We start from the raw sequence: 15,052 nt of genomic DNA, 5'->3' as shown, positions 1-15,052 counted from the left end.
GTCTGATTAAACAAATAACAAAGTCAATTTGTGTGAAGCATTGTTTAAAGCATTGTATAAAACATTGTGTAGAACAATTTATTAAAAGTGAGATGATTAAGTTATGTTGCTGCATCTTTATTTAGTTCGTCATGGTCAAACCATGTTTAATTGCTACAATCGTCTTCAAGGTTGGTCAAATTCTCCTCTTACCGATAAAGGACTTGCAGACGCAGATCGTGCAGCAGAAAAATTAGCTAATGTCATTTTTGCTGCAGCATATTGTTCAGATACAACTCGTGCTCAAATCACTGCTGAGCGTATTTTAAGCGAAAACGAAAAACACACTCATGCTCGACCACAACTCATAAGCGATATGCATTTTCGTGAGCAATGCTACGGCTATTTTGAAGGCCAAGACATGAATATGGCTTGGTGGGCAGCAGGTGCTCCTCACGGAGCAAAAACATATAATGAAATCGTTGAAAAGTTTGGGCTTTCGGCTACCCGAGATATGCTCAAAGAGGCGGATCCATTCCATGATGCTGAGTCGGATATTGAGTATTGGAAGCGTGTTGAGGGCGGTTTTAAAATAATCGCCAGCAATCCAGTGTTAAAAGATGGGGATAGTGTTTTGCAAATATCTCACGGGAACACGCTTTTAAGTCTTATGCATCGTTTTGCGCCTGCTGGTTACGATTTGAGTGAGCGTCCGCAAAATGGTAGTGTGACTCGTTTAGATTTTGACACTTCTAAGCCGCTTGATCAGTCTATAACTATTAAGGGTTACAACGAGTAGAGCGTACTGTAAATCTACTTTTATATATTGATATATTAAGGTTGATATATTAAGAAAGATATGTGTTAGTGGTTTACTCGAAGAGTCTTTACTCTTCGTTAATCTTTTAAATACATTGCGTGGGTTAGTCGCGCGTAAAAACAGCAGGAAAGAGGTTACGATGAGCGTTGGAGACATAGCTGCTCTAATTGCCGCGATTTCGTTTGCGGTTCTTTCTGGTTTTATGATTTATCCTCTGATTAGGTTGGGTAAGATGTTTAATCAGATTGCTCAAACCGTTAAGGAATCAGGTGAACATGCTTTGCCTGCTATTGATGAGTCTGTTACTACAGTAAAGCAAGTAAACAAAACCTTAGAAGATGTTAATGCTGTTACGGATGCTGCTCGCACCACTGCGACTAATGTTGGTGCTCTTACAGATTTGTATGGTGCTTTTCTTGGAAAACCTATTATTAAGATTGCTGCAGCTGGATATGCTCTTAAGGACACTATTAACGCATTCTTCAATAAGCCTACAGTTCCAACGGATTTTTCAGAATCTTCTGCACGCCACGCAGCTAATTCTGGTGAGTCGAGTGAGTCCAAGGGGGAGTGATGTTTAAGCGTTTATTCTGGCTTTGCATAGGAATAGTAATAGGCGTGATGTCTGTTACTAAGGCTCGCGCTTATATTAAAGGAAAATTCCCAGAAAGTGTTGGAGATTTTTTCTTTGATAAAGATCCGAAGAATCTTACTTTAACCACGATTTTGTCTTTATTTAAGGATTTTAATTCCAGCAGAAAAACTCACGAGTCGCAGCTTAATTCTAAGTATGCTAATAAGTATGCTAAATAAAATAAGCTTGCTAATAAGTCTTGAAAGTTTTTTATAACTAAAGTTTTTATAGGTAAAGTTTTATAATCAAAAATTGGTCTTGCAGATTAATCATTCTGCGACTCGCGCCTTAAAGCATGATGGTATGATATTCTTTTGTGCCGCCCTGTTGCATGGCGTTTTAATATAACACAAGGAGTTCGTACCTATGCGCACAGCAGAAATTGCAAAGCGTTATCTTGACTACTTTGGTAATCATGGTCATATGGTCGTGCCTTCAGCATCGCTGATTTCACCAAATCCAACGACGCTTTTCACGATTGCAGGCATGGTTCCATTCATACCTTATCTTTTGGGAGAGCAAACGCCTCCTTCTCGCAGAATGACGTCTAACCAGAAGTGCGTTCGTACTCTTGATATTGACGAAGTCGGCAAGACTACTCGTCACGGCACATTCTTCCAGATGGTTGGTAACTTCTCGTTTGGTGATTATTTTAAGGAAGAAGCTATTCACTACGCTTGGGAGCTTTTAACAACTCCGCAAGATAAGGGCGGATACGGATTTGACCCGGAAAAGCTTTGGGTAACTACTTTTACAGACGACGATGAAGCTCGCGCAATTTGGAAGAACGAAGGCTTCGACCCAGAGCACATGCAAGTTTTCGGCATGGAAGATAACTTCTGGACTACTGGTGGTCCTGGTCCTGGCGGCCCATGCTCCGAGATTTACGTTGATCGCGGCCCAGAATACGGTAAGGATGGCGGTCCTGCTGCTGATGAATCTCGTTTTATTGAGATTTGGGATTTGGTTTTCGAAAACTTCCAGGTAGATAACGTCAAGTCTAAGACTGATTTGCATATTGTTGGTGAGCTTGACCAGAAGAATATCGATACCGGCGCTGGTTTGGAGCGTTTGGCTTACCTTATGCAAGGTAAGGAAAATATTTACGAAACCGATGAAGTTTACCCAGTTATTGAAGCTGCAGAAAAGCTTAGCGGTGTAAAGTACGGCGATAATAATGATGCTGATGTGCGTTTCCGCGTTGTAGCAGATCACGTGCGTTCTGCTTTGATGATTATGAGTGATGGCGTGCGCCCAAGTAATGTTGGCCGCGGCTATGTACTTCGTCGTCTTCTCCGCAGAACTGTTCGCGCAATGCGCATGCTCGGCGTTCAGGACCCAGTTCTTCCAACCTTGTTCCCAGTTTCTAAGGCTGCAATGGAACCAAGCTATCCAGAGCTTAATAATACTTTCCATGAAGTCAGTGAAGCTGCATATGGTGAAGAAGACGCGTTCCGCAGAACTCTTGAAAAGGGCACAACTATTCTTGACTTGGCTGTTGAAAAAGCTAAGAAAGAACACAAGGATGACCCTATTGTTGGTGGTTCCGACGCATTTACTTTGCATGATACTTACGGCTTCCCAATCGAGTTGACTCTTGAGATGGCCGCTGAGCAGGGTGTTAAGGTTGATGAAGCTAAGTTCCGTGAGCTTATGAGCGAGCAGAAAGGTCGCGCTCGCGCTGATGCTTTGAAGAAGCGTCACAATGTGGACGTTAGTGTTTACGACGACATTAAGAAGGAGCTTGAAAAGCCAATCGACTTCCTCGGTTACACTGACTTCTCAAGCCGTTCAAACGTTTTAGCAATTGTTGAAGCAGGTAAGGGCTCTGTTAAAAGCGTTACCGCTCCTGCAAACGTTGAAGTTATTCTCGATCGCACGCCATTCTATGCTGAGCGCGGCGGTCAGATTGCTGATCAGGGTGAGATTATTTCCGACGACGGCGCAATTTTGGAAGTTGACGATGTTCAGCGTCCAATTAAGGATTTGATTGTTCACAGCTGCCGACTTACTGAAGGTACTTTGAGTGTTGGTGCTCCAGTGAACACGAATATTGATCAGGTTCGCCGTGCTGCTTTGGCTAGAAGCCACACTGCTACTCACACTCTTCACAAGGCTTTGCGCGAAGAGCTTGGTCCGCAGGCAACTCAGCGCGGTTCTGTAGTTGATCCAGACCGCTTGCGCTTTGACTTCCAGTGGCCAAAGGCTGTTGATAAAGATGCGCTGCTCCGTGTAGAAGCTCGCGTAAACGAGCGTATTCGTGACGATTTGCAGGTTGTTCCAAAGGAAATGCCAATCGACGACGCTTTCAAGCTTGGAGCAATGCACTTGTTCGGCGAAAAGTATGGCGATATTGTGCGCGTTGTTGAGATTGGCGACGGTTGGAGCCGCGAGCTTTGCGGTGGTACTCACGCTAAGAGCACTGGAAAGATTGGTATGGTTACAATCCTTTCGGAATCTTCCATTGGCTCTGGTGTACGTCGTATTGATGCATTGTGCGGCGAAGAGGCGTATGAATATGGTGCTCGTGAGCACGCTTTGGTGGCGCAACTTGCTGGCATGATTAATGCACGCCCAGATGAGTTAGCTGAGCGCTTGGAGTCCTTGCTCAACAAGATGAAGGATTCAGACCGCAAGCTTTCTTCGGTGTATGAGGCTCAGCTTAATGATGCTGTTCCAGAATTGGTTGAGGCGGCTAAACAAAGTGGCGCAACGGTTAAGCTTGCTGTAAAGAATGTTGGAAACTTTGGTTCCTTCGATGCATTGCGCAAAACAACACTTGATGTTCGTTCTCGCTTAGGTGAGGATGCTCCTGTGATTGTGGCGCTGTGTGGCGTGAATGAGGAGGATCGTCCAATGGTGGCGGTGGCGACTAACGACGCCGCACGTGGTCTTGGTGCTAAGGCTGGCGATCTTGTTCGTACTGCTTCCAAGGTGCTTGGTGGCGGTGGCGGCGGCAAGCCAGACTTCGCTCAAGGCGGCGGCACAGACGCTTCTAAGATTGACGAAGCGCTTGAGGCTGTTAAGGCGCAAGTTGCGCAGCTTGCTTAGCGTGTTTCTATCAGCTTAAATAAAACGATGCGATCTTTACCAAAAGCGGCACAAAAAATGGTGTGGTTAGGTATTGATTTAGGTGATGCAAGGGTCGGAACAGCTCTTTCCGACCCTGAGCTCACTTTCGCTCATCCTGCTGGGAATGTTCAATCCTATGGTGATTCGTTTAATGCGATTGAAGATGTTTTAAACATTATCGAAGATAATAGTGTTAGTCGTGTTGTAATAGGTCTTCCTTTGCAATTAGACGGAACTGAAGGAAAATCTGCTAAAAAAGCGCGTCGTTGGGGTACTAATTTAGTCAAAAGAATGAAGTCGCTTTTTGATTATGGAGATTGGTCTCTCGATTTTATTCCAGAAGTTGTTTGGAAAGATGAGAGACTAACAACTGTTACGGCGCATAAACAACTGTTAGATGCAGATTTTTCTACTAGGAAGCATCGTCCTATGGTTGATCAGCAGTCAGCAGTGTTAATTTTGCAATCTGCGATTGACGATTATAAGAATGATTGCAAAAATAATTAAAGCAGACAATAGCTACGACAATATTGTGAAATAATGTTATTCTGAAATAATGTCACTGTGAAATAGTAACCAGCAGTCCAAGCGGGAGGAAGCGTTTAATGACTGAGAATATCGACGATTTTTTCGATCGAAACGCTAAGTGGAGTCACGAAACTCCTAATCCACCTGTGCCTCCAAAATCGCGCAAAGATTTAAAAGCACAAAAACGACGTAAAAGTAAGAGAAAACGTATAATAGCGTTTATTCTTACGCTAATTTTTGCAATACTATTTGTTCTTGGATATGGCTTATATAGGGTTGCGGTTTACATAAAAACCAACAATCAGTCTACGATTATGGACGATTGGCCAGGACCTGGAAACGGATTCGTTGAGTTTACGATTGAGCCAGGTCAAGGATCTGTAGAAGTTGGGAACAATCTTGTTAAAGCGCAAGTTGTAAAGTCACAATCAACTTTTTCTAATATTGTTGCTGCGAACAACAAGATTTTATACCCAGGAATTTATGCGCTTAAAAAGTATATGAACTCAATTGATGTTGTAAATATTCTTTCAGATCAAAGTAAAGCAGGCGGATTCTTAGACGTTAAAGCAGGAGAACGATCAACAGACGTTATTCGTAAGGCTGCACAAATCTCTGGAATTGACATTGCTCAATTTAACGCGATTCAAAAAACAGACGGAGCGGGGATTTTGCCGCCAGAAGCAGGTGGAAGTTTTGAAGGATGGTTGGAGCCTGGAGTTTACAACGTAAAATCCATGAAATCTGCTACTAAAATACTTGCCAAAATGGTAGATAAGCGTATTCAGAAACTTGATTCATTGGGAGTTCCTAAAGGAAAACTGCGTCAAGATATTCTCAAAATTGCGTCTATTGCGGAAGCGGAAGTAAATAATCGTGAATACTATGGTAAAGTTTCGCGCGTAATATTAAACCGTTTAGCTAAAGACATGCCTTTGGGAATGGACACTACGGTTGCTTACGGTATTGGAATTAAGGCAATTAACCTTACGCAAGCACAATTAGATGATGCAAGTAATCCATACAACACTAGGATTCGCAAAGGATTGCCGCCTACTCCTATAAGTATTCCTGGAGATAATGCTATTCTGGCTTCGCTTAATCCAGAAAAAGGATTATGGATTTATTTTGTTACCACTAACTTAAAGACCGGCGAAACTAAGTTTGCGGATAACTACGATGATTTCTTGAAGATTCGCGACGAGTATAAGCGTTCCAACGAAAACGCCAACTAGCGCGACGACCTACCTTCGCGCTTAGACCGCGCGAACGATTCCCCTTATTTGTTGTTGCGCGAGGTTTGAGTATTTCTCTCCTCGCAAGTCCCGTCGCTACGCTCCTCTTTTATTGCTCGTATAGAAATACATCAAACCTTCTGAATATCTAAAACTTTTACGTATATCTTAATCACCGAGATTCTCGATTTTTCTTGCTCTCTCGGCGAGTCACCATCTAGCGACGCTGAGGCTCACCTCAATAGCTGCGAAAAATCTCGAATCTCTACCATACTTGGTGCAATCTGCATAACCACACAAGCCTTTAACCACATTGAGTGAAATTTGTTGCAATGCAATTTTCGCTTATTTAGCATAATCAAATGAGTCAGTTTATTGTTACTTGTTTATTTGCAACACCAACGCTTATATGCATGATTGCAGTGTGCGCAACGGATTTAATCAGCCGCGTTGTTCCTAGACTTTGGGTTGTACTAGCTGCTTTTGCACAATCTGCCGCAAACCTTATTTTTTCGCTTATTACTTTTCATAATGTTAATTTTCTTTTACGTGGCTGGCTTTTTGCAGTATCAGTTTTTGCAATCTACGTTTTGACGCAAAAACTTTGCGTGCGCGGAGCACTTGGATTTGGCGATGTTACGTGCGCTTCTATGATCGCTCAAGCTTTGGCGCTATTTGGATTTGATTGCATAATCTACTGGTTTGCATCAATCGGAATATTTGGATTAATTTGGATTTTAGTGTGGAAAATCTGCTCTAAAGTCTGCTTGCGATTTTTCCGCGGGCATCTTGTGCAAAATGAACAAAATAAAATCCCGTTTGTACCCGTATTAGCTGCATCTTCCATAATCGCCGTTATGCTTTGCGGTTTTTTGTAATTACACAAATACGCCAAGCTAGGTAGAGATTCGAGATTTTTCGCAGCGAATGAAGCGAACCTCAGCATGAAATGGTGATTCGCTGAAGCAGCAAGAAAAAATCGAGAATCTCGGTGATGAAAACTACGCAATTGTTCAAGCACGTAAGAGGGCTGTGTGATTCTTGGTCGAACAATATAAGAGCGGCAGCCGATACCAAATAATCCAAATGATCAACCACTACAAACAAACTTCAACTCAAAAACAAAATCAAAACCAAATCGGAACAACCGCAACTCTAGACTACACGTAATAGGCGGAGCGTTGTGAGACAAGAATTACCCAGCCCTCGCGCAACGCTAAATAGGAAAGCATGCAACAAATTTTACTCAATGTGGTTAAAGGCTTTTTGCGATTTATTTCATAGATTATTAGCAATACTTAGTGGTTAGTAGAATAAAGAATTTAGAATCGAGTATTGATTTAAAATAAAGTACAGTATTAAGTGCAAGAAGTATAACAATAAATATGACGCACAACGCGATTGGAGAAGGCATGCTTAGATGGCAAACGGCAGGGGAGTCGCATGGTGAAGCACTGGTGGCAATGATTGAAGGCGTGCCAGCAGGAGTTAAGATTACTAGCGCAGACATTGTTTCTGCTCTTGCGCGTAGACGACTTGGATATGGTCGCGGAGCGCGAATGAAGTTTGAGCAAGACAAAGTGCGTTTGCTTACAGGCGTTCGCCACGGTGTTACTCTTGGGTCTCCAATTGCAATCGAAATCGCAAATAGCGAGTGGCCAAAGTGGGTGGAAGTGATGAGCGCAGACCCGTTAGACCATGATTTAAGTGTGGAAGGTCGTAACGCGCCGCTTTCTAGGCCTCGCCCAGGGCATGCGGATTTAACGGGCATGCGTAAATATGGTTTTAGTGATGCTCGCGAGATTTTGGAGCGTTCGAGCGCTAGGGAAACGGCTTCCCGCGTGGCTTTAGGCGCTGTAGCTGATGCGTTTTTGCACCAAGCGTTGGGTGTGCGAACAGTTGCGCATGTTATTGGAATTGGCGGTGAATATATAAACAAAAGTTTACCCCTACCAACTCCAGACGATGTTGATGCGTTGGATGCTTCGCCAGTTCGTACTCTAGATAAAGATGCCGAAGCTCGCATGGTTGCTCGTATTGATGAAGCAAAAGCAAATGCAGATACGCTTGGCGGCGTAGTAGAGGTTTTGACATACGGCATGCCTGCTGGAGTTGGAACGTATGTAGAGTCGGATCGCCGTTTGGATGCGGCACTGGCTGCGGCGCTTATGGGAATCCAAGCTATTAAAGGCGTGGAGATTGGAGACGGTTTCGAAGAAGCAAATCGCCCTGGCTCGGTTGCTCACGACGAGATCGTAACAGGCGAAGATGGCAAAATCACGCGCCTTAGCAATCGTGCTGGAGGAATTGAAGGTGGAATGTCAAATGGTGAGATAATTCGCGTGCGCGCTGCAATGAAGCCAATTCCGTCCATTCCTCGCGCTTTGCGAACGGTAGATGTGCTTACTGGCCAGCCAGCGCAGGCAATTAATCAGCGCTCCGATTTTACGGCTGTCCCAGCCGCTTCAGTAGTTGCAGAGGCAATGGTTCGATTAACGCTTGCAAAGTATGCGTTAGAAAAGTTTGGTGGAGATTCGCTAGAAGAAACCGCTAGAAATGCTATAAATTACGTTCAATCTTGGAAAGAGCATATGAGATGAGCGAAGAAGATTCTTTGCATGATTCCTTGCCAGATTCGCTTAGAGATTCTTTGAAAGACATTTCGCAAGATGTATCGCAAACTCAAATGCCGTTAGCCGTTATAATCGGCATGCCTGCAGCTGGAAAAACGCGTGTTGGCAAGGAATTAGCGCATATTTTGAATGTTCCTTTTATAGATACAGACGATTTAATTGAGCAAAAAATCAATATGCCGATTGCTCAATATTTTAAGGATTTTGGCGAAGAGTCTTTTAGAGATATTGAAACTCAAATTGTTAGAGATGCTATTTTCCCAGATTTTGAGCAATCCGCCCCAATAGTCGCCCTAGGTGGCGGTGCTCCAATGCGTAAGGAGACGCAAGATGTCTTAAGAAAATATACAAAGCTAGGCGGTCGTGTTGTGTATTTGCAAGTAAATGCAAGTGATGCAATTGAGCGCGTAAGCTGGAATTCTAATCGTCCTATGTTAAGCGGCGAAGATGGCGCAAAACGATGGATGGATTTGTTTGATAAGCGTGATTCTGTGTTTTGCAAAGTGGCGAATTTACACGCTCGCGTTTACGGATTAACGCCAAAACCTGCCGCAAGAAAGGTAAAAGATATGATTATGCAACGAATCGTTCATGTAGATGGTAAAGGTATTGAAGATTACGATGTTCATATTGGCGCAGGCGCTATGAGTCTTTTACCTCAAATGCTTGGAAAACAGCCTGTTCGAGTAGCTTTAATTCACACTCAGCCTGTTCAAAGACATAGCGATAAAGCAAGATCTATTTTGCGCGCATCTGGCTACGATGTTTTCGATATTCTTATTCCAGACGCAGAGGCTGGTAAAACTGTTAAGGTTGCGGATTTTGTGTGGTCGCGCCTTGCAAACGCTGGTTTTACGCGTTCAGATGCGATTGTTGGTTTGGGTGGTGGAGCAGCTACGGATTTAGCTGGATTTGTTGCTTCTACTTGGATGCGTGGAATCCGCTACGTAAATTGCCCGACTTCGCTTCTTGCAATGGTAGACGCTTCGACTGGAGGAAAAACTGGTGTAAATACTGCAGCTGGCAAGAATTTGGTTGGTAGTTTTTACACTCCTGTTGGCGTTTTGGCAGATACTTGCGCGTTTTCTACTCTTCCTAACGATATTTTTGTTGAAGGACTTGGAGAAGTTGCAAAATCAGGGTTTATTGGCGATTCTAGCATCTTAAAAATTCTGGAAAATCCTCAAAATGCTATCAAGTTGCGCTCTGTTGATGGTCCTTCTATTTTAGATGATGCAGATTTAAATAATATGGTTTGCGATCTAATAGAAAAAAGCGTGCGCGTTAAGGCATACCACGTTTCTAACGACTTAAAAGAACAAGGTTTGCGCGAGTTTTTGAATTATGGGCATACTTTAGGGCATGCGATTGAGCAAATCGAGCATTTTTCTTGGCGTCATGGAAACGCGGTTGCTGTTGGAATGGTTTTTGCGGCGAGCCTTGCGCAAATTTTGGGCTATTTAAGTCCAGAAGACGTTGAGTATCATCGCTCGCTTTTAAAATCACTTGGATTGCCAATATCTTGGAATGGCGGCGGCAATAATGACGATGCTTTTGCTAAGGTTCTTGACTTGATGCATAAAGATAAAAAAGCTAGAGGCAACACCTTACGATTTGTTGTTTTAGACGGGATTGGAAACCCGATTCACTTAGATAATCCGCCGCTGGAGGCGATTCGCGAAGCGTTTAATAAGATTAGAGGTTAGAAAATGGTAGATGCAGAAAACACTATAAACATCCGTAAAGTTTTAGTAGTAAATGGCCCAAATTTGGGGCGATTAGGCGTTCGTCAGCCAGACGTTTATGGCAGTCAAGATTTTAAAACGTTGTGCGCGCTTTGCAAAAAGTGGGCACAAGAGCTTAATTTACAAGTGGAAGTTCGCCAAAGCGACGACGAAGCGCAAATGGTTCATTGGATGCACGAAGCTGCTGATACTCATACGCCAGTAGTTATGAATCCTGCTGCTTTTACGCACTACAGTTATGCGCTCGCGGATGCTGCGCACATGGTTTTAGATGCTGGAGTGCCACTAATGGAAGTGCATATTTCTAATCCTTCTGCCCGCGATTCTTTCCGGAAAATAAGCGTGATTAGTCCTGTTGCAACTGGAACTATTACAGGCATGGGATTGTACGGTTATAAGCTTGCGCTCGAGGCTGTTGCTCATTTGATTTGACTTTGATTTGACTTTTCAATTATTCTTCCGAGTCGAGGCTCGAAGATACTATGGAGTTCCATGGTTAGAAGAAAACATGGTAACTCTCAGGAGCATATTACAAAGCATATTTTTGTCACTGGTGGCGTTGTTTCGTCCCTCGGAAAAGGTCTTACTGCATCTTCATTAGGCAGACTTTTGCGTAGTCGTGGTCTTCACGTTTTACAACAAAAACTCGATCCTTATATCAATGTTGACCCGGGTACAATGAACCCATTCCAACATGGTGAGGTTTACGTTACAGAAGACGGCGCAGAAACAGATCTTGATATTGGTCATTACGAGCGATTCCTCGATGTTTTCTTAAGTCAAAAAGCGAATGTTACAACTGGTCAGATTTATCAGTCTGTGCTTCGTAAGGAGCGTGCTGGCGAATATTTGGGTCAGTGCGTGCAGGTTATTCCGCATATTACTGGCGAAATTAAGTCGCGTATGCGCGCGCAGGCTAGCGACGATGTAGACGTGATTATTACGGAAATCGGCGGTACTGTTGGCGATATTGAGTCCCAGCCATTTTTGGAGGCTGCTCGCGAAGTTCGTCGCGATTTAGGTCCTGAAAACTGCATGTTTGTGCACGTTTCTTTGGTGCCTTATATAGCCGCAGCTCACGAATTAAAGACTAAGCCAACTCAGCATTCTGTGATGATGCTCCGCTCTCTTGGTATTTCTCCAGACGCGCTTGTTTTGCGTTCGGATCGTCCGCTTAATCAAGGCATTAAAGACAAAATTTCGCTTATGTGCGATGTTGACGCTGAAGGCGTTGTGAACTGCGTTGACGCTCCAAGCATTTACGATGTGCCGAAGATTTTGTTCAACGAGGGCTTGGATGCTTACGTTGTTCGTGAGCTTGAGCTTCCATTCCACGATGTTGATTGGAACGAGTGGGAAGATTTGCTTGAGCGCGTGCATCATCCAAAGCATGAGCTAAACATTGCAATTGTTGGCAAGTACATTGATTTGCCAGATGCATATCTTTCTGTTACTGAGGCTATTAAGGCTGGCGGTTTTGCAAACTGGGCTAAGGTTAACGTGCGCTGGGTTGCTGCCGACAAGTGCGAAACTCAAGAAGGTGCGGCGGCGGCTCTTGACCAAATGGATGGCATGGTTATTCCAGGCGGCTTCGGAATTCGCGGTATTGAAGGTAAGATTGGCGCTTTGCGTTACGCTCGCGAGCATGGTTTGCCAACGCTTGGTCTTTGCCTTGGCTTGCAATCTATGGTTATTGAGTATGCTCGTCACGTTCTTGGACTTGAGGATGCTAATTCCACTGAGTTCGAGAAGGATTGTGGCGATCCAGTAATCGCAACTATGGAAGAGCAGAAGGATATTGTGGACGGTAAGGGAGATATGGGTCACACAATGCGACTCGGCTCTTATCCTGCTCTTCTTGAAGAAGGCTCTATTGTTGCTGAGCTTTACGGTACTACGCATGTTACTGAGCGTCACCGTCACCGTTATGAAGTGAACGTGGCGTATAAAGATCGTTTGCGCGAAGCCGGCTTGCGTATTAGCGGTCAAAGCCCAGATGGTAATTTGACTGAGTTTGTGGAGCTTCCAAAGGAAGTTCACCCATTCTATGTGGCAACTCAGGCTCATCCAGAGTTTAAGTCTCGACCAACTAAGCCTCATCCACTGTTTGCTGGTTTAGTGGCGGCTGCTCTTGAACATCAGGCTAGCGAGGCTGAGTAGTATTTACCAATAGGTGAAAAATATAATAAAAATATTTTAAAAATAATTTCAATATTCATTTGATTTTATTTATTAAGTGGTGTAGAGTCGTACGTTTGGGTGCGAATTTACACCACTTTTATTTTGATTAATATTTGAATATCTTGTTGCATATTTTGCATCGTTTAACATAATTGTTACATATTTCTAGTGCAAATTTACATTTTTGTAATATCTATACAAATGTAAAAGACTTGGCAAAATATCATCTAAAATACGATTTAATCTAATATTTTTCTATTATAATAGTTGTTTTTATGATTTATAGACAAAATAACAGTAAATTTTACATTTAGACTTTTAGCTTGCGTTGTTTAATAAAATCCGTATGATTGAATTTTAATCAACGAAGAGGCCTCCTTATTGGCTTTGCAAAGAATCCATCTGGCAATAAATACTAGGTGGATTTTATTTATTAAGCCTGTAAAAGCCTGTAAAGCTTGTAATGAGACTTTTTCGTGATATTTAATTGAATCCTGCCATACCCAACGTTAGGAGAAAACATATGAAGAATAAGGCATTACTTTTTGCCGCAGCTGCGTGCTCGGTTGCTATGCTGCTAGGTGGATGCGGTTCTTCTGCCTCGAAGACCGCTCAAACAAATGGTGGCAAGGTTGTTATTACTGTAAACGACTCCGAGCCTCAGAACGAGCTTGTTCCAGGAAACATTAACGAGAATGCTGGTGCTCGTCCTGCTGTATTGGTCAACTCCACGTTGGTCACTTTTGATGAAAAGGGCAACACGGTAAACGAAGATGCCGAGAGCGTAACTCCAAACGCCGATGCGACCCAATACACTGTTAAGCTTAAAAAAGATAAGAAGTTCAGCGATGGCACTCCAATCACCGCAGAAAGCTTTACTAAGGCTTGGAGCTTTGTAGCAAACGCTAAGAATGCTCAGAAGTGCTCTTCCTTCTTCCAGACCATTAAGGGCTACGAAGACTTGCAGAAGAATGATACTAAGGGCGACGAGCAGCTTTCTGGCTTAAAGGTTGTAGATAAGTACACCTTTACTGTTGATTTGAACCAGCCAGATTCTGTGTTTGCTGTTAAGGTTGGTTACCTTGCATTCGCCCCTCTTCCAGAGTCCTTCTACAAGAATCCAAAGGCTTACGGCGAAAAGCCAGTTTCTTCTGGACCATACTTGTTTAAGTCTTGGGATCACAACAAGCAGATCGAAGTTGTAAAGAACCCAGATTACGATGGCCCACGCAAGGCTCAGAATGACGGCGTTACCTTTAAGATTTACACCGACGGCACCGCTGCTTACCGCGATGTTCAGTCTGGCAATCTTGATATGACGGATAATATTCCAGATACCGAAACAAAGACTTTCCAAAAGGACACCACTGTTAAGGCATACAACCGTCCAGGTTCCGTAATCCAGCAGTTCGGTATTCCTGCAAAATTGCCACACTTCGATGTAACTACCGAAGAAGGCCGCTTGCGTCGTCAAGCTGTTTCTATGGCAATCGATCGCGAAACCATCATCAAGAAGGTTCTTAACAGTACAGCATCTCCTGCAAACGAGTTCACTTCTCCTTTGACTCCAGGCTACAAGGCAGATCTTAAGGGACACGAAAACCTTAAGTTTAATGCCGCAAAGGCTAAGGAACTTTGGGCAAAGGCAGATAAGATCTCTAAGTATGATGGTCCTCTTACCTTTACTTACAACGCCGATGGCAACGCTAAGTCTGTGTTCGACGCAGTTGTAAACTCCCTTAAGAATCATCTTGGAATTAATGCTGAAACCACTCCAGTTCCAACATTCCAAGAGTTCCGTAACGCATGCGAACAGCGTCAGATTAAAGGTGCATGGCGTGCAGGCTGGATGCCAGATTACCCAAGCCCAGAAAACTACTTGACTCAGGAATTTGCTTCCGTTGCTGCAGATGGCAATGGTTCTAACGAAGCTGATTACAAGAATCCTAAGTTCGATGCTTTGCTTAAGAAGGCTTCTTCTTCTAAGCAAGCTGAGGCAACTAAGCTTTATCAGCAAGCTAACGAGATTCTTCTTGAGGATCTTCCATACGTACCACTGTTCTACTCGAACGCTAAGGCTGTTATGGTTCCAAGCTTGAAGGGCTTTGTAATGGATTGGCAGAATATGCCACTTTACTACAAGCTCCACAAGTAAAGATCAAAATCAAGTAGCTATTAATATCAAGTAGCTATTAAAAAATAAACCATAATTTAATAGCATGTAA

Annotated in this window: 12 protein-coding genes; all 12 read left to right on the top strand. The window is 43.4% G+C overall.

Annotated features, from left to right (window positions below; all coding sequences use genetic code 11):
- Window positions 1–103 precede the first annotated feature (103 nt).
- The 12 genes from HXT46_RS04905 (at window position 104) to HXT46_RS04850 (ending at window position 14,982) form a co-directional block, all read left to right on the top strand.
- Window positions 104–778: a histidine phosphatase family protein gene (locus HXT46_RS04905; protein WP_048730128.1), complete on the top strand. Its 675-nt coding sequence runs from the start codon at window positions 104–106 to the stop codon at window positions 776–778.
- 160 nt (window positions 779–938) lie between these two features.
- Window positions 939–1,373, top strand: coding sequence for a DUF948 domain-containing protein (locus HXT46_RS04900; RefSeq protein WP_004113368.1), 435 nt, complete (start codon window positions 939–941; stop codon window positions 1,371–1,373).
- Entirely contained in the window at window positions 1,373–1,612 is a 240-nt protein-coding gene (locus tag HXT46_RS04895) for a hypothetical protein (RefSeq protein ID WP_004121066.1), read from the top strand. The genes HXT46_RS04900 and HXT46_RS04895 overlap by 1 nt, the downstream gene beginning before the upstream one ends.
- A 187-nt stretch (window positions 1,613–1,799) precedes the next feature.
- Window positions 1,800–4,484 (top strand): alanine--tRNA ligase, encoded by a 2,685-nt coding sequence (alaS, locus tag HXT46_RS04890; protein ID WP_421785790.1) that lies wholly within the window; start codon window positions 1,800–1,802, stop codon window positions 4,482–4,484.
- Between the two features lie 57 nt (window positions 4,485–4,541).
- The gene (ruvX, locus tag HXT46_RS04885; RefSeq protein WP_004113362.1) at window positions 4,542–5,012 is read left to right on the top strand and encodes a Holliday junction resolvase RuvX; all 471 of its coding nucleotides are present in this window, start codon (window positions 4,542–4,544) and stop codon (window positions 5,010–5,012) included.
- A gap of 98 nt (window positions 5,013–5,110) precedes the next feature.
- Window positions 5,111–6,268, top strand: a complete 1,158-nt coding sequence (gene mltG / locus HXT46_RS04880; protein WP_116437713.1) for an endolytic transglycosylase MltG — start codon at window positions 5,111–5,113, stop codon at window positions 6,266–6,268.
- Between the two features lie 362 nt (window positions 6,269–6,630).
- Window positions 6,631–7,146 (top strand): peptidase A24, encoded by a 516-nt coding sequence (locus HXT46_RS04875; RefSeq protein ID WP_421785788.1) that lies wholly within the window; start codon window positions 6,631–6,633, stop codon window positions 7,144–7,146.
- Window positions 7,147–7,680: 534 nt separating this feature from the next.
- Window positions 7,681–8,868: a chorismate synthase gene (gene aroC / locus HXT46_RS04870; RefSeq protein WP_421786341.1), complete on the top strand. Its 1,188-nt coding sequence runs from the start codon at window positions 7,681–7,683 to the stop codon at window positions 8,866–8,868.
- Window positions 8,865–10,607 carry a bifunctional shikimate kinase/3-dehydroquinate synthase gene (locus HXT46_RS04865; RefSeq protein ID WP_004113354.1) on the top strand — a complete coding sequence of 581 codons (1,743 nt, stop codon included), beginning with the start codon at window positions 8,865–8,867 and terminating at the stop codon, window positions 10,605–10,607. Before aroC ends, HXT46_RS04865 begins: the two co-directional genes overlap by 4 nt.
- A 3-nt stretch (window positions 10,608–10,610) precedes the next feature.
- Window positions 10,611–11,078 (top strand): type II 3-dehydroquinate dehydratase, encoded by a 468-nt coding sequence (aroQ, locus tag HXT46_RS04860; protein ID WP_004113352.1) that lies wholly within the window; start codon window positions 10,611–10,613, stop codon window positions 11,076–11,078.
- A gap of 60 nt (window positions 11,079–11,138) precedes the next feature.
- Window positions 11,139–12,806 carry a CTP synthase gene (locus HXT46_RS04855; RefSeq protein ID WP_004114673.1) on the top strand — a complete coding sequence of 556 codons (1,668 nt, stop codon included), beginning with the start codon at window positions 11,139–11,141 and terminating at the stop codon, window positions 12,804–12,806.
- A gap of 544 nt (window positions 12,807–13,350) precedes the next feature.
- Window positions 13,351–14,982, top strand: a complete 1,632-nt coding sequence (locus HXT46_RS04850; RefSeq protein WP_004113349.1) for a peptide ABC transporter substrate-binding protein — start codon at window positions 13,351–13,353, stop codon at window positions 14,980–14,982.
- Window positions 14,983–15,052: the final 70 nt, after the last annotated feature.

It is taken from the genome of Gardnerella sp. DNF01204, from assembly GCF_049244145.1.
Classification (GTDB): domain Bacteria; phylum Actinomycetota; class Actinomycetes; order Actinomycetales; family Bifidobacteriaceae; genus Bifidobacterium; species Bifidobacterium vaginale.
This window is presented reverse-complemented; position numbering and strand designations above follow the sequence as displayed.

Excerpts from the sequence above, each read along its gene's own strand:
- HXT46_RS04905 (WP_048730128.1), top strand. The coding sequence starts at position 104 with ATGTTGCTGCATCTTTATTTAGTTCGTCATGGTCAAACCATGTTTAAT.
- HXT46_RS04900 (WP_004113368.1), top strand. The coding sequence starts at position 939 with ATGAGCGTTGGAGACATAGCTGCTCTAATTGCCGCGATTTCGTTTGCG.
- HXT46_RS04895 (WP_004121066.1), top strand. The coding sequence starts at position 1,373 with ATGTTTAAGCGTTTATTCTGGCTTTGCATAGGAATAGTAATAGGCGTG.
- alaS (WP_421785790.1), top strand. The coding sequence starts at position 1,800 with ATGCGCACAGCAGAAATTGCAAAGCGTTATCTTGACTACTTTGGTAAT.
- ruvX (WP_004113362.1), top strand. The coding sequence starts at position 4,542 with ATGGTGTGGTTAGGTATTGATTTAGGTGATGCAAGGGTCGGAACAGCT.
- mltG (WP_116437713.1), top strand. The coding sequence starts at position 5,111 with ATGACTGAGAATATCGACGATTTTTTCGATCGAAACGCTAAGTGGAGT.
- HXT46_RS04875 (WP_421785788.1), top strand. The coding sequence starts at position 6,631 with ATGAGTCAGTTTATTGTTACTTGTTTATTTGCAACACCAACGCTTATA.
- aroC (WP_421786341.1), top strand. The coding sequence starts at position 7,681 with ATGCTTAGATGGCAAACGGCAGGGGAGTCGCATGGTGAAGCACTGGTG.
- HXT46_RS04865 (WP_004113354.1), top strand. The coding sequence starts at position 8,865 with ATGAGCGAAGAAGATTCTTTGCATGATTCCTTGCCAGATTCGCTTAGA.
- aroQ (WP_004113352.1), top strand. The coding sequence starts at position 10,611 with ATGGTAGATGCAGAAAACACTATAAACATCCGTAAAGTTTTAGTAGTA.
- HXT46_RS04855 (WP_004114673.1), top strand. The coding sequence starts at position 11,139 with ATGGTTAGAAGAAAACATGGTAACTCTCAGGAGCATATTACAAAGCAT.
- HXT46_RS04850 (WP_004113349.1), top strand. The coding sequence starts at position 13,351 with ATGAAGAATAAGGCATTACTTTTTGCCGCAGCTGCGTGCTCGGTTGCT.